This window comes from Flavobacterium sp. WC2409, from assembly GCF_041200085.1.
Lineage (GTDB): Bacteria > Bacteroidota > Bacteroidia > Flavobacteriales > Flavobacteriaceae > Flavobacterium.
In genome coordinates, this window is record NZ_CP165625.1 from 778,328 (window position 1) to 801,590 (window position 23,263).

Here is a 23,263-nt window from a genome sequence, read left to right on the forward strand (position 1 = left end):
ATTATAAAAAAAAATGAATCCTATCTAATGGATTCATTTTTTGTTTGGATCAATATTTTTGTTGTTTTTACAATATTTTCAGATAAGTTTATTAACCAAATCAATTGTTCAATCACAAGTTGTGCCTCTTGCATTTTTTGTTGAAACACTGCGTCATTACTATTATTTACTTGTTTTAGTTCTTTTTCACGAATCTTTTTTAACTCCGTAAATCGTGTATTGAATTCTTCATTATTGTTTTCTTCTTTTTGTTCTAAAGCAGTATTTCCTAAAAGTACTATAGCGTAATCTAAATTTTTTATTACTTGATTTACAACCACATTAAAGGCTTCAGAAGCTTCGGTTGTTTTGTGTGATTGAATATAGGTTCCTAATGAGGCTTCGGATGACAGTAAGGCATGGTTCAGCACCGTTAATTTATACACTTGAGCTAGTTTGTTTTGCTTAGATTTAGGTTCTTGCAACATCCTTTGGAAAGAAGCCATAAGGTTTCCAATTTCAATAAATGCTTGTTTTCTGGCAAGGCGGTAAGAGGTAGAAACGATTCCTTTTTCATTGTAGAAAATCGATATTTGTTGTAAATAATTTCTGTTGGCTTTAATGGATTTTTCCAAATGGATTGGAATACTCAAAAATTCCCAAGAAGGCCATAAAAAATAATTAGCTAAAAAGGATAATGTAGCACCCACTAGGGTATCTAATATTCGAAATTGGATTACATCTTGAATATTAGGTGTTAAAATTCCATAAATAAAAACCACATATAAAGTGACAAATGTGGCTCCAATTTTATAATTAGTGGGAGTAAATGAAAATCCAAAAAGCATTGCAATAATAGCTAAACCCCCTATTATGTTTTTATCATGAACAATTGATAAAATCCCAAAGGCAATTAATCCACCTAAAAGAGTACCAAAAATTCTTTGATAAGTGCGTTGTTTTGTTAAGCCGTATTCTTGTCGCATGATAACTATAATGGTAAGTAATATCCAATATACATTCTGAAACGGAAGTAGTTGCCCAATTATAAAACCAATTAATATTGTAATTGTTAAACGCAGAGAATGTCTAAATACGGTCGATGAAAAACTCAAATTTTCTAGAAATGTACTTATTGGGTAATATAATGGCGTTATAAATTTTTCTAAATCTTTGTCTCTTTCTTTAAAGTCATGTAAGTCGACGGTTGAAGTATAAGCACGTTCTAGTGTTTTTATTTTTTCGACTTGCTTTTCAGCATAGTGCAACATAGTTGTAAGCATAAAAACGCCTTCAGTCGCACGTGTTTTTCCTATCTCAATTTCATAGTCAGAAATAGCTATTTCAAATTCGTGTAAATCGGTTATTAAATTATGTTTCGAATTGTATTTGCTTTTGTCTTCAATGCTTTTTGATATTTCTTTTAAGACCTTGGACAGGTTATATGCTAAGTTTTGATATGTCAATAAAACATTGGGATGGTTATCAAATTTTTGATGTAATTTATTATGATCAAATGAAGTTGATATGGCGAGTTCCATTATTTCTACAAGTGAAATAAAAAGAATAAGCATTTTACGATTTTGATTTGAAGAACCTGAATTGGTACGATTTCGTATTAAAATTTCTCGAATATTTTCATGAATAGCATTCAGTTTTACTTGTAATAGTAACTGTTTTTTTGTGATTGCTTTTCTATCCGAATTTATTTTCCAAAGATCACCTCTTAATTTTAAGTAACTGGAAGTTAATTGAATGCATTCGGCGATCTGTAGTTCTACATATCTATGAGGTCTAATGTAAAAAAAAAGCAATGAAATTAGTAAATAAAATAATCCTCCTATAAGTAGAAGTCCGGAATGCAATACCATTTCCCAACCCGAATTAATATGAGCAAACGCCAAAGAAATAGACAGTAATGCTGAAAATGAAACCATAATCGCACGTTGTCCGTAAACGGAGATCATGGATAATATAAAAATTAATATTGCTAATAATGGATAAAAAATCCATGGGTAGGGATGGATAAGATTTATTAATAAATTCACTCCAGAAACAATTAATGTAGCTACTAGAATTCCAATTACTTTGTGTTTTAAGTTACTGGGAATGTCACTTGGGTACGTGAAAAATGCACCAAGAGCTATTGTAAAGCCAATAGAATAATCACCTAAATAGGTAAATAACAAAACAGGAATTACTGCGGAAATAGTTACTTTTAATGCATTTGTAAAATTGGTACTGTCTGTAAATTTTTTTATTGTAGAAATCATAAATAATATCGCTTACTCACAAAGATAAGGATTGTATGATTTAAGCCTATCATAATGAATGACCATTTAATACAATAGTATAAAAAAATATTATTTATCAATTTGGAATTATTCATTGTCTAATTTTTTACTATTTTTGCAAACTGCAGTTAAGGAATGTTGATTCTGGATTTGTGGTTGATAATATTTAATACAAGAACAATGATTTTACCAATTGTAGGATATGGACATCCTGTTTTGAGAAAGGTAGGGGAGGATATTACGGAGGAGCACCCAGACTTGAAACAAACTATCGCGGATATGTATGAAACGATGTATAATGCTTATGGTGTTGGCCTTGCGGCTCCACAAATAGGGAAAGCGATTCGTTTGTTTATAATTGATACAACTCCCTTTAGCGAGGATGAGGATTTAGAAGCATCGGCACAAAAAGAATTAAAAGGCTTTAAAAGAACTTTTATTAATGCGAAAATTCTAGTGGAAGATGGAGAAGAATGGTGTTTTAACGAAGGTTGCCTAAGTATTCCTGACGTTCGTGAGGACGTTTATAGAAACGAAAGAATTACTATTGAATACTGTGAAGAGGATTTTGTAATGAAAACGGAAGTGTTTGACGGTTTAATTGCAAGAGTAATTCAACACGAATACGATCATATTGAAGGAATCTTGTTTACAGATAAAATTTCATCTCTAAAAAAACGATTGATACAAAAAAAATTAAAAAACATTACTGAAGGAAAAACGTTTCAAGATTATAGAATGCGTTTTATTGCGAAAAAAGGAAGATAATATTATTTTTCATTTCTTATTTTGGTATGGTCTTTGGTCGTGACAAAAAATATAATACAAATTGAATTCTTAATAATAATTAAAAAAGCATGAGTTTAGAAAAAATATTATCCATTTCAGGGAAGCCAGGTTTATACGTACTTAAAGTACAAACGCGTACTGGTTTTGTAGCTGAATCATTAGCAGATGGAAAAAAAATCACGGTAAATTTAAAAAGCAATGTAAGTTTATTATCTGAGATTTCAGTTTATACTTATGAAGGAGAACAACCGTTAGGCGAAATAATGAAACGTATTGGGGCTAAGGAAAGTAATGGTCCAGCAATCTCTCATAAAGAAGATAATGCCACATTAGCAGCTTATTTTAAAGAAATTTTGCCAGATTACGATGAAGAAAGAGTGTATCCATCTGACATCAAGAAAATTTTGAATTGGTACAATACGATTCAAGCAAAAGGGCTAATTGTAGATGAGGCTCCAGCTGAATCTACTGAAGTAGAAACTACTGTTGAAGCAGAAGCAGTTGTTGAAAAACCAAAAAAAGAAAAAAAAGTTAAGGAATAATTAATTCCTTATGTTTATAAATTAATCCTGTAATCTTCTTTATTAGATTACAGGATTTCTTATTTTTACACAAAACCGTACGCTATGAATGCAAGACAAATTCAACTTCAAGCTTTTGAAAGATTATTAAATATTATGGATGATCTAAGGGAAAAATGCCCTTGGGATAAAAAACAAACTCTTCAAACATTACGTCACCTTACTATTGAAGAAACCTATGAATTGGGGGATGCTATTTTGGATAATGATTTAAATGAAGTAAAGAAGGAATTAGGTGACTTACTATTACATATTGTTTTTTATGCCAAAATAGGCAGTGAAACTAATGATTTTGACATTGCGGATGTGTGTAATGAAATTTGTGAAAAATTGATTCACCGTCATCCTCATATTTATAGTGATACGGTAGTAAAAGATGAAGAAGAAGTCAAGCAAAATTGGGAAAAATTAAAATTGAAAGAAGGTAAAAAATCGGTTCTTGAAGGAGTTCCTAAAAGTTTACCTGCTTTAGTAAAAGCAAGTAGAATTCAAGATAAAGTAAAAGGGGTAGGATTTGACTGGGAAGAATCACATCAAGTTTGGGACAAGGTGCAAGAAGAATTGGAGGAATTACAGGTTGAGGTTAAAGCAGGAGACCAAGATAAAATAGAATCCGAGTTTGGCGATGTTTTATTTTCAATGATTAATTACGCTCGCTTTTTAAATGTAAATCCCGAAGATGCTTTAGAACGCACTAACAAAAAATTCATTAAACGTTTTCAATATTTAGAAAGTAAAGCAGGAGAATTAGGAAAACCACTAATGGACATGACTTTGGCTGAAATGGATGTTTTTTGGGAAGAAGCGAAGCGGTTACCCCAAAAATAGGAATTTAAAATCTCGGATTTTCACATACTTCAATTTTGGGAAGAAGCGAAGCGGTTACCCCAAAAATAGGAATTTAAAATCTCGGATTTTCACATACTTCAATTTTGGGAAGAAGCGAAGCGGTTACCCCAAAAACAGGAATTTAAAATCTCTGATTTTCACATACTTCAATTTTTGGAGGAAGCGAAGAAAGTATTATAACAAAATAATTATTCTGCTATTCTTTTTAATTTATTGATGTCAATAAGTGTGATTTTTTTACCAGTTAATTCAATTAACCCCAATTTTTTGAAATCAGAAAGTAATCGTATACAACTTTCGGTGGCAGTACCAATCATACTGGCTAACTCTTCTCTAGATAACTGAACTTTTAAGCTACTATCTTCATTTATGCCAAAAGTAGCTTGTAAGTACAATAGTGTTTCTGCAAGTCTTTCTTTTACTGTTTTTTGAGCCATATCAACCATATGTCCATCAGCTTCTTTAAGATCGCCACAAATTACTTTCATGACATTCATTGAAAACTGATTGTTTTTATCAAAAAAGCCCATTACTTCAGTTTTAGGAATAAAACAAACTTCCATGTCCTCTAGTGCTACCGCACTTAAGTTAACAGGTTCATCACTTATTAATGATCTCTGACCTAATAATTCTCCTTTTGAAACAAGTTTAACTATTTGATCTTTGCCATTGGGGCTTAACTTCGATAACTTACAAACACCATCTTTAATACAAAAGATTCCATTTACATTTTCTCCTTCTTCAAAAATGACTTCCCCTTTTTTTATGATGCGTGATGTTTTACAATCAGCAAGTTTTACTAATTCATCTTTGTTGAGGGCTTTTAGTGAGCTAAATTCCCTAACGATACATTGTTCGCATTTACTCATCTTGAAATAGTTTGTTTTTATGTAAAAATACGCTTTAATATGACATATATCATATTTTAATTAACATTCGTTTAAGAGCTTTGCATCAGGTAAAATGAGCAAATTTATGGACACACAAAACTGTTTCCATTGTGGGTTAGATATTATAAGAGCAGAAGAAATTATTTTTGACAATAAAGAGTTTTGTTGCAACGGTTGTAAAACGGTGTACGAAATCTTTAGTGTCAATGATTTGACTTGCTATTATGATTTTGAAAAATCCCCTGGAGCAACACCATTAGATATTAAAGGTAAATATGAATTTTTAGATAATGAAAATATCATTTCAAAATTATTGGATTTTCAAGAAACTGCAACCGCTATCGTTTCACTTAGTATTCCTCATATTCATTGTAGTTCGTGTATTTGGATTTTGGAAAATTTACAGCGTCTTCAAAAAGGAATAAGTACTTCTCAGGTTAATTTTCCAGAAAAAAAAGTCCGAATTACCTATAATCCTGAAGAAGTTTCGCTTAGTGAAATTGCTTATTTATTGAGTTCTATTGGCTATGAGCCCTATATTAGTTTAGAAAACTATGAAACCGGAAGTAATAGTGTGGATCGAAGTTTAACTTATAAATTGGGAGTCGCTTTCTTTTGTTTTGGAAATATTATGTTGTTATCCTTTCCAGAGTATTTTGAAGTGAGGGAATATTGGTTGGACGCGTACCGCCCTTTTTTTAGATGGTTAATCTTCGCTCTTTCGTTACCCGCTTTCTTTTATTCAGCTAGTAGTTATTATGTTTCGGCTTATAAAAGCATCAAATCGAGAATGTTGAATATTGATATTCCTATTGCTTTAGGGATTATAGTAATGTTCGTTCGCAGTACCGTAGATATTGTTTTTGATTATGGGTCCGGTTTTTTTGACAGTTTGACTGGGTTGATTTTCTTTATGCTTTTAGGTAAAATGTTCCAAATTAAAACATACAGTTTTTTGAGTTTCGAAAGGGATTTTAAATCGTATTTTCCAATAGCGATTACTAGAATTAATCCTGATGCAACAGAGGAAAGTGTACCTGTCTATGATATTATAAAAGGCGACCGACTACTTATAAGAAATCAAGAGTTAATTCCCGTAGATGGAATTTTGATTAGTGATAGCGCTTCTATTGATTACAGTTTTGTAACTGGAGAAGCTGTACCTATTACTAAAAATTCTGGTGATAAAATATTTGCAGGAGGTAAACAAATAGGTAAAGTGATTGAAATGGATGTTTTACAGTCTACTTCACAAAGTTATTTAACGCAATTGTGGAGCAATGATGTTTTTCAAAAAAATGTAGAGCAAAAACACAAAAACATCACGGATACGATTAGTCATTATTTTACTCCAATTTTACTCGTGATTGCTTTTGTTTCGTTTGGATATTGGATTTTCATCGATACCATTACAGCTTTCAATGTTTTTGCTTCCATATTAATTGTGGCTTGCCCTTGTGCCTTAGCCTTAACTGCACCGTTTACAATGGGGAATGTATTGCGAATTTTAGGTAAACAGAAATTTTACCTGAAAAATGCTTTGGTAATAGAACAATTGGCAAAAGTAGATACCATTGTTTTTGATAAAACGGGTACTATAACGACCAATAAAAAATCAAGTATTTCCTATCAGGGTAATCCTATTTCTGATATAGATAGCCTTTGGATTAAGAATTTACTTCGTGCGTCCAACCATCCTTTGAGTCGTATGTTATATGATTATTTACCAGAGATGCAAAAAATATCTATTGCTGATTTTGAAGAAATTAATGGGAAAGGGATTCAGGGCACAATAGATGGGAAACAAATTAAAATTGGTTCTGCTTCATTTGTTGGAAAAATAGAAGGCAATGCTTTGTTACGAACCGTTGTTCATATTAGAATTGATGGCGTTTATTATGGGAAATATATTTTCAATAATCAGTATCGAGAAGGGTTAGATAGCCTTTTTAAAGGCTTGAAGGATAATTATCAAATCAAAGTCTTATCTGGAGATAATGATGGTGAAAGAAGAGCCCTAGAGACTATTTTGCCGAAAGGAACCGAACTAATTTTTAACCAAAATCCAGAACAGAAATTGGAGTTTATCAAAAAACTACAAGAACAAGGTCGCAATGTGATGATGGTAGGCGATGGATTGAATGATGCAGGAGCATTGGCGCAAAGTAATATAGGTGTTTCAATATCAGAAAATGTAAATGTTTTTTCACCTGCTTGTGATGCTATTTTAGAAGCCAATGAATTTCAAAAACTGCATTATTTTTTAAAGCTTTCAAAAAAAGCGATGACTACAATTAAGTTGAGTTTTGCTTTATCACTGCTTTATAATTTCGTAGGGTTATCATTTGCCATAAGTGGGAATTTACGGCCTTTAGTTGCGGCCATTATAATGCCTTTAAGTACTATTACCATTGTCAGTTTTGTTACCGTTATGAGTAATTATTATGCCAGAAGGTTAAAATATATTAATAAGAATTTTACCAAATAAAGGAAGTATGATAAATGTCATATTTTTTAAAAAAGGAGCAGACTAACTTTGTTAACACAAATTTAAGGTATGAGTGTCATTTATTTATTAATCTCCATAAGCATATTCGTTGCGGTTGGCTTTTTTATTGCTTTTATAGTAGCAGTAAAAAGTGGTCAATATGATGATGATTATACGCCATCTGTCAGAATGCTTTTTGACGATGAAATCAAAAAAACACCCCAAAAACAAATACAAACAACAGAAGAAAAACAAAATTAATTATGGAAATGCAGCAGTTTTACTATGACAACAAAATTGTAAAAAAGTTTATTTACGCTACCATTGTTTTTGGCGTAGTCGGAATGGCCGTCGGACTTTTATTAGCAACATTTTTTTTATTCCCAAACCTTACTGACGGGGTTTCGTGGTTAAGTTTTGGTCGATTAAGACCTTTACACACCAACGCCGTTATTTTTGCCTTTGTAGGTAATGCCATGTTTGCCGGAGTATATTATTCTTTGCAACGATTATTGAAAGCAAGGATGTATAGTGATTTTTTAAGTAACCTTAATTTCTGGGGTTGGCAATTGATTATTGTAGCGGCAGCTATTTCCTTACCAATGGGATATACTTCTTCTAAAGAATATGCTGAACTAGAATGGCCTATTGATATTGCAATTGCATTAATTTGGGTTGTTTTTGGGATCAATATGATTGGTACGATTTTAAAAAGAAGAGAACGTCATTTATATGTCGCCATTTGGTTTTACTTAGCGACTTTTGTGACAGTTGCAGTATTGCATATTTTTAATAGTTTGGCTATTCCTGTTTCTGCAATGAAAAGTTACTCTGTTTATGCAGGAGTACAAGATGCATTAGTACAATGGTGGTATGGTCATAATGCGGTTGCCTTTTTCTTGACAACACCATTTTTAGGATTAATGTATTATTTTGTTCCTAAAGCGGCAAATCGTCCGGTATATTCTTATAGATTATCAATTGTTCACTTTTGGTCATTAATATTTTTATACATCTGGGCTGGACCGCACCATTTATTATATTCTGCTTTGCCTAACTGGGCACAGAATCTAGGTGTTGTTTTCTCAATCATGTTAATTGCACCTTCTTGGGGAGGTATGATTAATGGATTGTTGACTTTGCGTGGAGCATGGGATAAAGTGCGTGTAGATCCTGTTTTGAAATTTTTCGTAGTAGCTATTACTGGATACGGTATGGCAACTTTTGAAGGACCGATGCTATCATTAAAAAATGTAAATGCAATAGCGCATTTTACAGATTGGATTATTGCACACGTTCACGTAGGAGCGTTAGCATGGAATGGATTTATGGCTTTTGGTATGATTTATTGGTTGGTTCCAAGAATGTCAAAAGGACCTTTATTCTCTGCTAAACTAGCTAATTTCCACTTTTGGATTGGAACATTAGGGATTATACTTTATACGCTTCCTATGTATGTAGCTGGATTTTTACAAGCTTCTATGTGGAAACAATTTAATCCTGATGGAACATTAACATATGGTAATTTCCTTGAAACGGTAACGCAAATTATGCCAATGTATTGGATGCGTGCTGCTGGAGGAACATTATATATTATTGGAATGTTTGTCTTGGTATACAATATTACTAAAACTATAAGAGCTAATGCTGCAATTGAAGATGAATTAGCCGAAGCACCAGAATTACAAAAAATAAGTAGTGGTAGAACTAAAGGTGAAAAATTTCACCCTTGGTTAGAAAGAAAACCAATCCAGTTAACTATTCTGGCTACTGTAGCGATTTTAATTGGAGGTGTTATTCAAATTGTACCTACAATTATGGTAAAATCTAATATACCAACAATTGCAAGTGTAAAACCGTATTCACCATTGGAATTAGAAGGTCGTGATTTATACATCCGTGAGGGTTGTGTAGGATGTCATTCTCAAATGGTTCGACCATTCCGTTCAGAAGTAGAACGTTATGGACCACAATCAAAAGCGGGAGAATTTGTGTATGATCACCCATTCCTTTGGGGTTCAAAACGTACAGGACCGGATTTATTAAGAGTAGGTGGTAAGTACAACGACAATTGGCATTTCAATCACATGTGGAGTCCACAAAGTGTATCTTCTGGATCTATAATGCCTGGGTACAAATGGTTATTTGATAATAGCGCTTTAGATATTTCTGACATTGAAAAGAAAATGCAAGTGATGAAAACACTTGGGGTTCCTTATACAGATGCTGAAATTGCCAATGCTAAAAATGCAATCAAAGTACAATCTCAAAAAATTGAAGACAATTTGCATGCTGATCCTGACTTTGTGAAAAGTTATGAAAATAGCAAGAAAAAAGCCGAAGCAAAAGGAGAAAAATTTGTGCCAATGCATCAGAGAGAGATTGTAGCATTGATTGCTTACATCCAAAGATTAGGTACAGACATTAAAGTAAAAGATAAAAAGTAACTAAGTAGCAAAGTAGCATAGTTATAAAGTGTTGAAAAACAAATTTGTAACTGTGCTACTTTGAAACTCAAAACTATAAAAAAATGTTCGAACAAATAAAACACAACATGGAAACGATTGCAGGTGTTGCAATTTATCCGATACTATCGTTATTGATTTTCTTTTTCTTCTTTGTGGGGCTTGGTATATGGGTTGCATCCTATAAAAAAGAGAAGATCAATGAATTGAGCCAAATTCCATTAAACGACAATTAATCAGTATAATTTCAAATTAGATAAAATGAAAAAATTAATCCCAGCATACGTAAGAGTACCCGTAATTTTCTTTCTCGTGTTTGGCGCTATGGAATACTTTATAGATTCTGGCGATCGTGCAGCATTTATAAAATATCCAATGGTTTCGGTATTTCTATTTGTATTTCTCTTTCTTTTAATAGCGATTGAAATCACCGTAAGTGCTATTGATAATATTACGTATCAAATGCTTACAGAAGAACAAAAAGCAAAATTAGAAGAAGTTAGTGCTATAAGTTATAAAGAGAGCGAGTGGTTTAAAAAGTTAATGCAAAAACTGACTAAAACCGAGCCTATTGAAAATGAAGCTAATTTATTGTTGAGTCATGATTATGATGGAATCAGGGAATTAGATAATAATTTACCACCATGGTGGGTGTATTTATTTTACGGATGCATCGCTTTTGCAGCAATATATTTAGTTCGTTTTGAGATCATGGGTGGCGATAATCAGGAAATGGAATTGAAGAAAGAATTGGCTCAAGCCAAAATAGATGTGGCGGAGTACATGAAAACGGCACCCGATTTAATGGATGAGAAAACAGTAACCTTACTGACTGATCCTGCTGATTTAGCTATAGGGAAAACCATTTTTACAACCAATTGCGCTGCTTGTCACAGAGCGGATGCTGGTGGACAAATTGGTCCTAACCTAACAGATGATCATTGGATTCTGGGTGGTGGAATTAAAAATCTTTTCCATACTGTAACTAATGGGGGTCGTGATGGTAAAGGAATGATTTCATGGAAAGGAACTTTAAAACCAAAAGAGATTCAAAAAGTAACTAGTTATATATTGTCATTACAGGGAAGTAACCCAAAAGATCCAAAAGCACCAGATGGTGAAGTTTGGGTTGATGATGCTGCAGCACCGGCAGCAAAATAAAAACACTGATTTACTAAGTTTTTAAAAGTGTAAAATAGCTTAAAACTTAGAATTATAAATTAAAACAAAATGTCAAAATTACCAGACGAAGCTTTTAGAGATACAATTGGAACCATTGATGTTGAAGGAAAAAGGAAATTTATTTTTCCAAAAAAACCTTCTGGAAAATTCTATGACTATAGAAAATGGGTGAGTTATATTTTATTAATCATTTTAGTTGCAAACCCATTTATTAAGATTAATGGGAACCAATTTATGATGTTTAATGTATTAGAACGTCGTTTTAATATTTTTGGATTCCCATTTTGGCCACAAGATTTTTATCTTTTTGTGCTGTTTATGATAGTAGGAGTCGTATTTGTAATCTTATTTACAGTAATTTTTGGACGAATATTTTGTGGCTGGATTTGCCCTCAAACTATTTTCTTAGAAATGGTTTTTAGAAGAATTGAATATTGGATAGAAGGAGATCGTGGAGCCCAAATTAGATTAGAAAAACAAGAATGGAATAGCGAGAAAATAAGAAAGAAAGGAATTAAGTGGTTTATATTTTTACTCATTTCTTTTGCTATTGCAAATGTGTTTTTGGCGTACCTAATTGGTAGTGATGAATTGATTCAAATGATTGAAGATGGACCAGAGACCCATTTCAGTACACTAATTGCATTGTCCATTTTTACAGGAGTTTTCTACTTCATCTTTGTATGGTTTAGAGAGCAAGTGTGCATCATAGCTTGTCCATATGGTAGACTTCAAGGGGTGTTATTAGACAATAAATCAATTAATGTTGCCTACGATTTTGTTCGTGGTGAAAAAGAATTGGGTAGAGCCAAATTCAATAAGCAAGAAGATAGAACTGTTTCTGGAAAAGGAGACTGCATTGATTGTAAACAATGTGTAAATGTTTGTCCTACCGGTATTGATATTCGTAATGGAACGCAATTGGAATGTGTGAACTGTACCGCATGTATTGATGAGTGTGATATAATCATGGATAGCGTAGGTTTACCCAAAGGATTAATTCGATATGCATCTGAAGATGAAATAGAGAAAAAAGCGCCTTTTAAATTCACTGCTAGAATGAAAGGCTATTCCGCTATTTTGTTGATTTTAGTTGGTATTTTAATTGGATTATTATTTTTACGAACCGAAGTAGAAGCAACCATTTTGCGATTACCAGGACAACTGTTTCAACATAAAGGAGATAATATAAGTAATGTATTTACCTATAAAATTATCAATAAAACCAACAATGATTTTAATGATATTCATTTCAAATTGGTAGGAATAAAAGGAAATTTGAATGTAGTGGGGAAACAACATTTCAAAGTAAAAAAACAAGGAATGAATGAAGGAACTTTATTTGTTGAAATCAATCAGTATACATTAGAGAGTGATAAAACAAAATTAAAAATAGAAGTGTACGAGGGCAATAAAAAAATTGAAACCAGTACAACCAGTTTTTTAAGCCCACGAAGTTTCGATTAGCATAATAATGTATTGAAGGAGTTTACTTCAAAAAAATAATAGAAAAAATGAAAATAAATTGGGGAACCGGAATCGTCATAGCAATAGCTTTGTTCATGAGTTTTATATTATACTTCGTGATTAAAGTACAAACTAATTCTAAATATGATAATGAATTGGTTGTTGAAGAATATTACAAACACGATGCCCGTTTTGGGGAGGAAATGACTCGAGTACAGAATGCACAAGATTTAACTCAAAAGCCTATTATTACCAAAACTAGGGATGGAGTTACCATTGTTTTTCCAAATGAATTTATTCCTAATAAGATAAAAGGGAATGTGTCCCTATACAGACCGTCTAACAAAAAATTAGATTTTGAAATTCCAATTTCATTATCTAATCCAACTTTGCTCATACCTAAATCAAAATTGGTAGGCGGTCGATGGGACATTAATATGGAATGGCAATATGATGGAAAATCGTATTTAACCAAAGATGTGATTTATATTGATTAGAAACAACATGTTGAAGTTGTAAAACGCGAAGTGGTAATGATTTATTTCTTCGGGCTTTCGACCTTTGACTTTTAGACTAAATTTATGCTTTATACAGCCTTTATTTTTGGATTGATCAGCAGCTTTCATTGCATAGGAATGTGCGGTCCTATTGCTATGATGTTGCCTGTAGACAGAAATAATCCAGCGAAAAAAGTCACTCAAATAATGACATATCATATAGGTCGATTAACGGCTTATGGGACAATAGGATTACTTTTTGGATTGGTAGGAAAAGGTTTTTTTATGGCTGGAATGCAACAAAAATTATCTATCTTTATAGGAGTGCTAATGCTACTTGTTGTTTTGATTCCTCAAAAAGTGGTCGCCCGTTATAATTTTTCAAAGCCTATTTTCAAAATAATTTCAAAAGTAAAACAACAGCTAGGGAGTCAATTTAAAAATAAGAGTTACAAATCATTATTTACAATAGGTTTACTCAATGGGTTTTTGCCTTGTGGCATGGTGTATGTCGCTTTATTTGGAGCAATGGCTATGCAATCAGCTAGTTTTGGAATTATATACATGCTCTTATTTGGATTAGGAACTGTTCCCATGATGAGTAGTATTATATATTTGAATTCCTTTATTACGATTTCTTTTCGAAATAAAATTCAGAAAGTGGTTCCTTACGTTGCCGTTCTTATTGCATTACTATTTATTTTAAGAGGTTTAGGGTTAGGCATACCTTATGTCTCACCATCTAATATGAGTTTGTTTATTCACGCTACCCCAAATTGCCATTAATTGATTTGACATCATTTAAATATTCTATAAAATTAAACACAATGGAAAGACACGATTTAATACACGAATTTCCTGAATACGAGGAAAAAATACATCAACTAAAAGTTGACGACAGTCATTTTAGAGAACTCTTTGACGAGTACCATGAATTAGAACATGAAATTCACCGCATAAATACGGATATTGAAGTAGTTACTGATGAACATGCCCATGAATTGAAAGCGAAGCTATTATTCATTAAAGATGAATTATACAGTATTTTAACTAAGGATGAATAAACTGCATTTCTAATAATTGAATTGCGATATTTTTTAGAAAAAATCACCGCAAATTTGCAAATGATCAACACAATATAAGTGTTTCAACTTGCGAATTTGCGGTTTATCTTTTAACTCAAAGGCGAGTTTTTTATACAGTCATTGAAAATAATTTTGTATCAGGTGTTTTTCGTTTTAATAGTAAGTCAAATGCCATACATATATTGCGAACATGTGCTTTACCCGATTCTGTCACTTTTATTCCACTATCGCTAAGTAATAGCAAACCATCTTTTTCCATTTCTTGCAATTGGGTAACAACTTCAGGAATTTCTTCAAAATAATCACTTTTGTTTTCCCAAGAAGTTTCAAATTGGCACATTAAATTCAAGATGTGTTTTCGAATAATTAAATCTTCGGCTGTCAATAAATGACCTCGGTAAATGGGTAATTTATTCCATTCTAATATTTGATAATAGTCTTCCAAGTTTTTTTCGTTCTGAGCAAAACTGTACCAACTATCACTAATAGATGAAACACCGAGTCCAATCATTAATTTTGTTTTAGAAGAGCTGTACCCCATGAAATTACGATGTAATTTCTCATTTTGAAAAGCTTCGTATAAGGAGTCCGTTTTTAAAGCAAAATGATCCATGCCTATTTCGTGGTATCCATTTTCTAGTAATAATTCTTTGCCTATTTGGTATAGCATTCTTTTCTCTTGATCTTTTGGGATGTCTTCGTCCTTGAAACCACGTTGTCCGTTTCCTTTTATCCAGGGAACATGGGCGTAACTGTAAAAAGCCAATCGATCTGGTTGTAATGATTTTGTTTTTTCTATAGTATCAATCACATCTTCTATTTCTTGAAAAGGCAAACCAAAAATGATATCATGTCCAATTGAGGTATATCCAATTTCTCTAGCCCAAAAAGTGACTTTGGCTACATTGTGAAAAGGTTGTTCTCTATGAATGGCTTTTTGTACTTTTTCAGAATAATCCTGAACGCCAAAACTCACTCTTCTGAAACCTAAATCATATAGTTTTTGTAAATGTTGGTATGTTGTATTGTTAGGATGTCCTTCAAAACTGAATTCATAATCGGGAGCTTTCTTTGCATAACAAAAAATCCCATTGATTAAATCTTCTAAGTTTTTAGTCGAGAAAAAAGTAGGTGTTCCGCCACCCAGATGAATCTCTTTTACGATAGGTTGTTTCCCTAGAATTTCACAATATAATTTCCACTCCTTGAGCAATGCTTCAATGTAAGGGTGCTCTACTTCATGGTTTTTGGTTATACGTTTATTACATCCACAAAAAGTGCACATACTTTCACAAAAGGGGAGGTGTATATATAAACTAATTCCTTCTTTTGAATTACTTTCTATAAATGATTTTTGTAAAGTTGCAATCCAATCCTCATATAAAAAATCGGTTTCATTCCAATACGGAACGGTGGGATAGCTAGTATATCTAGGACCGGGAACATTATATTTTTGAATTAGTGTACTTTTCATTTCTAGGAAATTTATCTTAAATCAAAAGTACAAGGAATGATCAAAAATTAAAATGATAATTATCATGCCTCATTTTTTATATAAAAAAAACCTCATGCTATTTCTAGGATGAGGTTAATAAGTATCAGAATTAAAGGTTTTATTCTTGATTTATATTTCTTAGTTGTTTTAATTTTTCTTTCCAAACATCTAAGCTTTCTTTATGGATAGCAATGTTTTTTCGAACTTCTAGAACAATAGAATTTTCTTTTTTAGCATTTCTAGTATTCGTAAAAAACTGAATGTTGTTTTCCAATTGAAAAATTTCATTTTGCACTTCATCAATTTTACGCATGATGAAAATCTTTTCGTTTTCTAGTTTACGAGTATCGTTATTCTCTGATAAATGATCCATTCTGTTAGCAAAACGCAACATATCAGTGTCTTTTTTACTCAAACTTAATTTATCAAACAGCGCATCAAGGATTTTATTGAATTTTCCTTCAATATGTCTTCTTGGAAAAGGAACTTTACCCAAGTTTTTCCAATTTTCGATATGTAATTTGATAGCATCCAAATCCGTTTTGTGATCTCCCGTTAATTGGAATTCTCTCAACGTTTCTAGATAAGCTTTTTTATTATCAAAAGAAGCCACCTCTTCACCATTTTCCTCATTCTTTTGCTCTTTTAATTTGTCAAAATAATGGTTACAGGCATCTTTAAATTCTTTCCATACTTTGTCCGAATATTTTCTTGGCACATGTCCTATTTGTTTCCACTCATCCTGAATACGCTTCATGATTGGAGTAGTCACAGCAAAGTCGGTGCTGTCTTGCAATTCAATTGCTTTGGCAACAAGTGCATTTTTTTTATTTAAATTTTCAGTTTGGTCTCTCTTAATATCTTTGTAGAAAGAATTTTTGAAAGAGTTGAAATTTCGAACTGCTGTTTTGAACGCAGCCCAAGTTTCTTCATTCACTTCCGAAGGCACTTTTCCAGCCGAAAAAAAAGCAGTTCTTAACGCTTCTACTTTTTCAATTTGGCCAAGCCATTGAGAATGAGCATTTACTTTCACAGATGCTAATTCTTCAATTTTAGAAATAATTTCTTTTTTCTTTTCTAAATTTTCAACTTCTGTACCTCTCAGTTTCTCAAATAAAACCTCACGTTTGTCGTGCATTTTTTTTGTCAAATCACTGAACAGATTCCAAATTTCATCACGATTTTCCTTAGAAACAGGACCTATGTCCTCTTTCCACATTCTATGTAAATCCTGCAGTTCTCTAAAAGCTTTATTCACATCTTCTTCATGCAATAATTCCTCAACACGCAAAATAATTTTTTGCTTTTGCTCAAGATTGTGCTTGAAGTCTAAGTCTCTGGCCTCTCTGTCAAGATGCAAATAATCATAGAAATTTTCTACATGAAAATGATAATTATTCCATACATGATTGTATTTGTCTTTTGGAATTGGCCCTGCATTTTTCCAACGTTCTCTTAATTCATTAAAATGTTTTAAGGTGTCTTTGATGTTTTCCTGCGGATTAATTAGCTCTTTTAATTCTTCAACGATAGCTAATCTATTTTCTAAATTCGATTTCAAGTTCGTTTGTAAACTCTTGAAATGAACATTTTTATTGTTTTTATATTGCGTGTAAAATTGGTCAAATTTCACTTTCAACGGAGAATGGTATTGAAAATCTTCAGTACTATCAGGATTTTCTGCTTGGAATTCTTCTTTTTTCTCTTCTATGAAGTGATTGAATTTTGCCAAAAAAGCTTTCTTGATTTCATCAACATGATCCTTTACTGACATTACTTTATCAGTACCAACAAGGTTTTCTAACTCATCAACAAGCTGCTCCATAGACAAAGTATCATAATCTTGCATCGGGATGTGATGACGCTCCTTCAAGGTCTCATCTTCACTTTCCTCAGCATTAGAATCGTCTATTGAATTTAGTGCTTTTTGATTTTCGTTTTCAATTACCGTATCTGTAACCAAAACTTTTTCGGTTGCAGGTTCAACAGTGTTTTCTTCTGCGGGTACAACTGTCTCTTCCGCTACAGTTTCTAGGTTCTCTGTAGTTTCTGGAGTTGATTCAATAGAATCAGTTGTTAACGTTCCATCTGCATTTTGCAGGTTATCATTCTTTTCTTCTAACATTTGTTCAATGTGTAAGGTTTCTATTTATTGAACACGAAAGATAGTAAAGCAGTATTGAAATACAAAACAATTCTCTAATTTAGAGTCGTTTTAGGTTAAAATGTAGGGTTTTTTTGTAGCAATTTCCTGCTATTCGCTCTATCTTTTATAGCTTAAAAAAAGCTATAAAAGGATGCCGCTACTATCAGGGCTAGGCATTGTTTATAGGTTTAAATTTTAGTGATTTAAAGACAATTGGGGCGATTGTAAATAATTAAATGTAGTCCACAATAACAAATACTTATTGAAACATAAAAAAGTACAAATTATAAAATAAAAAAGTCCCACCGAAGCAGGACTAAAGATTTTCATCTACGGCATATAGCCTTATTGTGATAAGATTAAAGATTAGAAATTTTAATCAGTTACAAACATAACTAAAAATTAGTTAGTTAGCAATGAGGAAAACCGTAAAGGGACTAATTATTTTTACCGTAGCTTTAAAAATTCTTACAAAACATAGATTGATATGGCAAAAATATTAGGATTAGATTTAGGAACAAACTCGATTGGATGGGCTTTGATTGAGGATAAATTGAATAAAATAATAGGTGTTGGAAGTAGAATTTTTCCAATGGGAGTTGAAAACTTGGGTGATGGAGATAATGAAATGTCTAAAAATGCAAGCCGGACAGGGGCAAGAGGAGTAAGGCGTCAGTTTTTTAGAAGAAGATTAAGAAAGAAAGTGCTGTTGAAAGCACTTTCGGAAAATAATATGTGTCCAATGAATAACAGTGATTTTGACGATTGGAAAAAAACGAAGCAATTTCCATCCGAAAAATTAGCTTCTTGGTTTGCTATAAATCCATATGAATTACGTCAGAGAGCTTTGAATGAAAAACTATCTTTAGAAGAAATTGGCAGAGTTTTTTATCATTTAATTCAAAGAAGAGGTTTTTTAAGTAACAGTAGAAAAGGCGGAAGCGATGACGGAGCTATTTTTAAAGGAAATGCTAAAGAAGGAAAAATCGGAATTGATGATACTTTGGAAAGTATTGAAGGTAAAACATTAGGCTCTTATCTATATGAAATTTATCCAAAAGAAAACCAACCTTTTCAAGATGGATTAGAAAGAATCAGAAATAGATATACTACTCGTAAAATGTATATTGATGAATTTGAGATGATTTGGGGGAAGCAATCCCAGTTTCATTCGGTACTAAATGATGATTTAAAAACAATTTTGGGAGGAAGAAAGCAAGACAATTACACAGCTGATGGAATTTTATTTCATCAAAGACCTTTACGTTCTCAAAAGCATTTAGTTGGTAATTGTTCTTTTGAACCTTCAAAAACCAAATGCCCTATTAGTGCTATTCCTGTTGAAATGTTCAGAATTTATCAATGGGTTAATACGGTTGAATACAATGGAAAAAAAATAACTCAAGACGAAAAAGACAAACTAATTGAGCAATTACTTTTATCTGATAAAATTGAATTTAAAAAACTACGAAAAGCTATTGGCAAAGAAAGTGCTGAATTTAAGTTTAATTATAAAGATGATGATAAAATAGTTGGAACACACACTATCTCTAATTTATCAAATAAAAAATTCTTTGGTAAAAAATGGTTTGATTTTTCAGAGAAAGAGCAAGAAGATATTTGGCACGTTTTGTATTTTTTTGATAGTAAATCAAATTTAAAAGAATATGCTATTCAGAATTGGAATTTCTCAGATGAACAAGCTATTGCTATTTCTAAATTTAATGTAAAAGACGGTTATGCTAGTTTGAGTCGAAAAGCAATTGGGAATATTTTATCTTTTCTCCACCAAGGATATACCTATGATGTTGCCGTAGTTATGGGGGGAATAAAAAATACATTTGGTGATAAATGGCAAAATGATACTACAGAAAACAATCAAAAACAATTAGACTTAGTTGATAATATTGAAGGAATTGTGAGGTCGAAAATATCAGGAGGTTTTATCGATACGATTAAGGATTTACTTCGTAAAGATTTCCAATTGGATGATAAACAATTAAAGAAACTCTACCATCATTCCGCAACCATTGATGTTGAAGTATTATTAGATAAATTACCAGTTGGTGCAGCTGCAGACAAGGAAATTCAAGCGATTCGGAATCCTATTGTCATTACTGCTTTATTTGAATTGCGAAAATTAGTCAATGAATTAATTGAAGAACACGGGCAACTTGATGAGATAAAAGTAGAAATGGCTCGTGATTTGAAAATATCTAAATCACAACGAAATAAAATTAGAAGAGACCAAAAAAGATTGGAGCGAGAAAATGATAGAGTAAAAAGTGAAGTAGAAAAATATACTAGAGTTTCTCACGATAACATATTAAAATTCAAATTATGGGAAGAGTGTAAACAAACTTGTCCTTATACAGGGGTAACAATTCCAATCAACAAACTTTTTACAGGTGAAGTTCAAATAGAGCATATTCATCCTTGGAGTCGTTCATTAAACGATAGTTTTAATAACAAAACATTGTGTTATGCAGATGAGAACAGACGAAAAGGAGACAAAACACCTTTTGAATTTTATGGAAACGATGAGTTAGATTGGATTTCTAGAAAAGAACGAGCGTTAAAATTATTTTCTGACACTAAGGAATATCCGAATGCTTACCAGAAATTTAAACGATTTGTTCAGGTTAAATTTGATGACGATTTTTCTTCAAGACAATTAAACGATACGCGATTTATAAGTAAAGAAGCAGCGACTTATTTAACTCAAGTTTGTAAAAAAGTAAATGTTTCGCCAGGTCAAATGACAGCTAACTTACGCCAAAAATGGGGTTTGAACACGGTTCTGAATGATGAAAATGCAAAAACTCGTGACGATCATCGTCATCATGCTATCGATGCTTTGGTTATGGCTTGTGGAAAAACAAGTTACTTACAAGAATTATCAAAATGGAATCGTTACAATAGAAATTATGATTTAAAAGATTTTCCAATGCCTTGGGAAACCTTCCGATTTGATGCGGAAAAAGCAGTAGATAAAATTTTGATTTCGCATAAGCGTATATCAAATGACATCACCGTTAGATATACTAAAGTTGAGAAAAACGGCAAAACGCATATCAATAAAGGAGTTGCAGCACGCGGGCAATTACATAAAGAAACTGTTTTTGGCAAAAGAAATTTTAATGGAGAAGAAGCCTATCACGTTAGGAAATCTATAGATAGTTTAACAACCGAAAAACAACTAGAAAAAGTGGTTGACCAAACTATTAAAAAGTTAATCCATAAAAGAATTCAAGAATTAGGAGGATTTGTAAAAGGCACAATTCCAGTAAATACTTTTTTCATAGTTGATAAAAACGGAGTAAAGCAACCTCAGATTTTCTTACCAAATAATAATGGTTCGCCTGTTCCTATTATGAAAGTTAGAATGAAAGAAAATATAGGAGGTGCAGAAAAACTAAAAGACAATATAAATCAATGGGTAAACCCAAGAAACAATCATCACGTTTTGATTTATAAAGATGAAAAAGGAAACTTAAAAGAAGAAATCTCCACTTTTTGGACCGTTGTAGAACGCAAAAGAACAGGAGAGGCAGTTTATAAATTACCTCCCGATGGAGCCGTAATTGTTACAACTTTGCATATTAACGATATGTTTTTATTGGGATTACATGAGGAAGAAATTAATTGGGAAAATCCAGATTACGTTTTTTTGAAAGAACATTTATTTAAAGTTCAAACTTTATCTTCAATATTTTATGAATTTAGATTGAGTAGTGATTCTACCCAAAATAAAGATACTAATTCAAACGTATTTAAAAGAATTCAGAGCTTTGGAGATGGAAAAACGGGATGGAGAAATCATAATCCAATTAAAGTAAAAATTTCAGTTTCAGGAAAAATAGAAAAGCTATAATTTTGCCAGGGAAGACAAATTAGTATAGTGAAGTTCTTTGACATTTCGTTCGGCATCTTAAACATCTCAAACCACAACTGAAAGGTATGGTATCCGCCCAGCAGGGATGCAGTAACTTTCAGTTGTGGTTTGATTAAAGATTAGAAAACACGATATTAATTATCTTTCAAATCAGCCATTCCAAGACGTTGTGGTTTGATTAAAGATTAGAAAACACGATATTATTTAAATATTTGTGTAATATAAATATTTTGTTGTGGTTTGATTAAAGATTAGAAAACACGATATTCGCTTGTGTTGACAATGTAGCTGTTGGTACGTTGTGGTTTGATTAAAGATTAGAAAACACGATATTAAATGCTATAGATAGGCAAAACCAAAAAACGTTGTGGTTTGATTAAAGATTAGAAAACACGATATTAAATGGATTTGTCAAGACATTCCAAGAGGTGTTGTGGTTTGATTAAAGATTAGAAAACACGATATTTATCAATACATTTTGATTATCACTCGCATAGTTGTGGTTTGATTAAAGATTAGAAAACACGATATTACCAAATGAAAAATAGCTTTCATCCGTTATGTTGTGGTTTGATTAAAGATTAGAAAACACGATATTTTATGGCTATTGCATCCGTATCGTAAGAGTGTTGTGGTTTGATTAAAGATTAGAAAACACGATATTTCAACGTAAATAAATAAGCCATGACACGAGGTTGTGGTTTGATTAAAGATTAGAAAACACGATATTTTGAGTAATAAACGTATGGAGTATTTTTATGTTGTGGTTTGATTAAAGATTAGAAAACACGATATTCTAAATAAATTTTTCCATTTGTGGTCAACTGTTGTGGTTTGATTAAAGATTAGAAAACACGATATTATCACTCACTTTATTCCAATTTGATGAAGGGTTGTGGTTTGATTAAAGATTAGAAAACACGATATTTAAATAAATTTTTCCATTTGTGGTCAACTGTTGTGGTTTGATTAAAGATTAGAAAACACGATATTTTTTATAGCGTAGTTGATTGCTTTCATGATGTTGTGGTTTGATTAAAGATTAGAAAACACGATATTTAGTGCCAAACAACTGTTATAAAACGTTTAGTTGTGGTTTGATTAAAGATTAGAAAACACGATATTCCCTTTCTCGTAACAAACTTCATCGAAAAGGTTGTG

General features: G+C 32.0%; 17 protein-coding genes and 1 CRISPR repeat array (1 of these 18 only partly in view). Of the genes, 13 read left to right on the forward strand and 4 right to left on the reverse strand.

The features are described 5' to 3' along the window. Window positions 1–20: 20 nt before the first annotated feature. Window positions 21–2,252, reverse strand: coding sequence for an FUSC family membrane protein (locus AB3G34_RS03480; RefSeq protein WP_367768588.1), 2,232 nt, complete (start codon window positions 2,250–2,252; stop codon window positions 21–23). Between the two features lie 201 nt (window positions 2,253–2,453). On the opposite strand from AB3G34_RS03480, the gene def reads away from it, so the two are divergent. The 3 genes from def (at window position 2,454) to mazG (ending at window position 4,471) form a co-directional block, all read left to right on the forward strand. Beyond that, complete coding sequence (gene def, locus AB3G34_RS03485; protein WP_367768590.1) at window positions 2,454–3,041, forward strand: peptide deformylase; 588 nt, start codon at window positions 2,454–2,456, stop codon at window positions 3,039–3,041. An 89-nt stretch (window positions 3,042–3,130) separates the two neighbouring features. Beyond that, entirely contained in the window at window positions 3,131–3,604 is a 474-nt protein-coding gene (locus AB3G34_RS03490; protein WP_367752085.1) for a DUF5606 domain-containing protein, read from the forward strand. An 84-nt stretch (window positions 3,605–3,688) separates the two neighbouring features. Then, window positions 3,689–4,471 carry a nucleoside triphosphate pyrophosphohydrolase gene (gene mazG / locus AB3G34_RS03495; protein WP_367768593.1) on the forward strand — a complete coding sequence of 261 codons (783 nt, stop codon included), beginning with the start codon at window positions 3,689–3,691 and terminating at the stop codon, window positions 4,469–4,471. 209 nt (window positions 4,472–4,680) lie between these two features. On the opposite strand, the gene AB3G34_RS03500 is transcribed toward mazG, so the two are convergent. Further along, window positions 4,681–5,361, reverse strand: a complete 681-nt coding sequence (locus AB3G34_RS03500) for a Crp/Fnr family transcriptional regulator (RefSeq protein ID WP_369753465.1) — start codon at window positions 5,359–5,361, stop codon at window positions 4,681–4,683. Between the two features lie 106 nt (window positions 5,362–5,467). Here AB3G34_RS03500 and AB3G34_RS03505 point away from each other — a divergent pair, with 106 nt between their 5' ends. From AB3G34_RS03505 to AB3G34_RS03545, 9 genes are all read left to right on the forward strand, one after another. After that, complete coding sequence (locus AB3G34_RS03505) at window positions 5,468–7,870, forward strand: heavy metal translocating P-type ATPase metal-binding domain-containing protein (protein ID WP_369753466.1); 2,403 nt, start codon at window positions 5,468–5,470, stop codon at window positions 7,868–7,870. Window positions 7,871–7,939: 69 nt separating this feature from the next. Next, complete coding sequence (gene ccoS, locus AB3G34_RS03510) at window positions 7,940–8,131, forward strand: cbb3-type cytochrome oxidase assembly protein CcoS (RefSeq protein WP_367768600.1); 192 nt, start codon at window positions 7,940–7,942, stop codon at window positions 8,129–8,131. Window positions 8,132–8,133: 2 nt separating this feature from the next. Further along, a complete protein-coding gene (gene ccoN / locus AB3G34_RS03515) occupies window positions 8,134–10,317 on the forward strand; it encodes a cytochrome-c oxidase, cbb3-type subunit I (RefSeq protein WP_369753467.1) in 2,184 nt (727 codons plus the stop codon). Window positions 10,318–10,400: 83 nt separating this feature from the next. Continuing rightward, a complete protein-coding gene (locus AB3G34_RS03520) occupies window positions 10,401–10,571 on the forward strand; it encodes a CcoQ/FixQ family Cbb3-type cytochrome c oxidase assembly chaperone (RefSeq protein ID WP_367752096.1) in 171 nt (56 codons plus the stop codon). Between the two features lie 25 nt (window positions 10,572–10,596). After that, entirely contained in the window at window positions 10,597–11,496 is a 900-nt protein-coding gene (locus tag AB3G34_RS03525) for a cbb3-type cytochrome c oxidase N-terminal domain-containing protein (RefSeq protein ID WP_369753468.1), read from the forward strand. Window positions 11,497–11,565: 69 nt separating this feature from the next. Beyond that, the gene (gene ccoG, locus AB3G34_RS03530; protein WP_369753469.1) at window positions 11,566–12,984 is read left to right on the forward strand and encodes a cytochrome c oxidase accessory protein CcoG; all 1,419 of its coding nucleotides are present in this window, start codon (window positions 11,566–11,568) and stop codon (window positions 12,982–12,984) included. A gap of 47 nt (window positions 12,985–13,031) precedes the next feature. Continuing rightward, window positions 13,032–13,481 (forward strand): FixH family protein, encoded by a 450-nt coding sequence (locus AB3G34_RS03535; protein ID WP_367752102.1) that lies wholly within the window; start codon window positions 13,032–13,034, stop codon window positions 13,479–13,481. Window positions 13,482–13,565: 84 nt separating this feature from the next. Next, window positions 13,566–14,267, forward strand: coding sequence for a sulfite exporter TauE/SafE family protein (locus AB3G34_RS03540; RefSeq protein WP_369753470.1), 702 nt, complete (start codon window positions 13,566–13,568; stop codon window positions 14,265–14,267). Between the two features lie 41 nt (window positions 14,268–14,308). After that, window positions 14,309–14,545 (forward strand): YdcH family protein, encoded by a 237-nt coding sequence (locus tag AB3G34_RS03545; RefSeq protein ID WP_367752106.1) that lies wholly within the window; start codon window positions 14,309–14,311, stop codon window positions 14,543–14,545. Window positions 14,546–14,675: 130 nt separating this feature from the next. Here the strand turns inward: AB3G34_RS03545 and hemN are convergent, their stop codons facing one another. Next, window positions 14,676–16,040, reverse strand: coding sequence for an oxygen-independent coproporphyrinogen III oxidase (gene hemN, locus AB3G34_RS03550; RefSeq protein ID WP_369753471.1), 1,365 nt, complete (start codon window positions 16,038–16,040; stop codon window positions 14,676–14,678). 139 nt (window positions 16,041–16,179) lie between these two features. Then, window positions 16,180–18,186 (reverse strand): DUF349 domain-containing protein, encoded by a 2,007-nt coding sequence (locus AB3G34_RS03555; RefSeq protein ID WP_367768615.1) that lies wholly within the window; start codon window positions 18,184–18,186, stop codon window positions 16,180–16,182. 508 nt (window positions 18,187–18,694) lie between these two features. Here AB3G34_RS03555 and cas9 point away from each other — a divergent pair. Beyond that, on the forward strand, window positions 18,695–22,081 hold the full coding sequence (gene cas9 / locus AB3G34_RS03560) for a type II CRISPR RNA-guided endonuclease Cas9 (protein ID WP_369753472.1): 3,387 nt from the start codon (window positions 18,695–18,697) through the stop codon (window positions 22,079–22,081). A gap of 121 nt (window positions 22,082–22,202) precedes the next feature. Further along, window positions 22,203–23,263: direct repeats of the CRISPR family, unit length 36 nt; unit sequence GTTGTGGTTTGATTAAAGATTAGAAAACACGATATT; it runs 162 nt beyond the window's last position.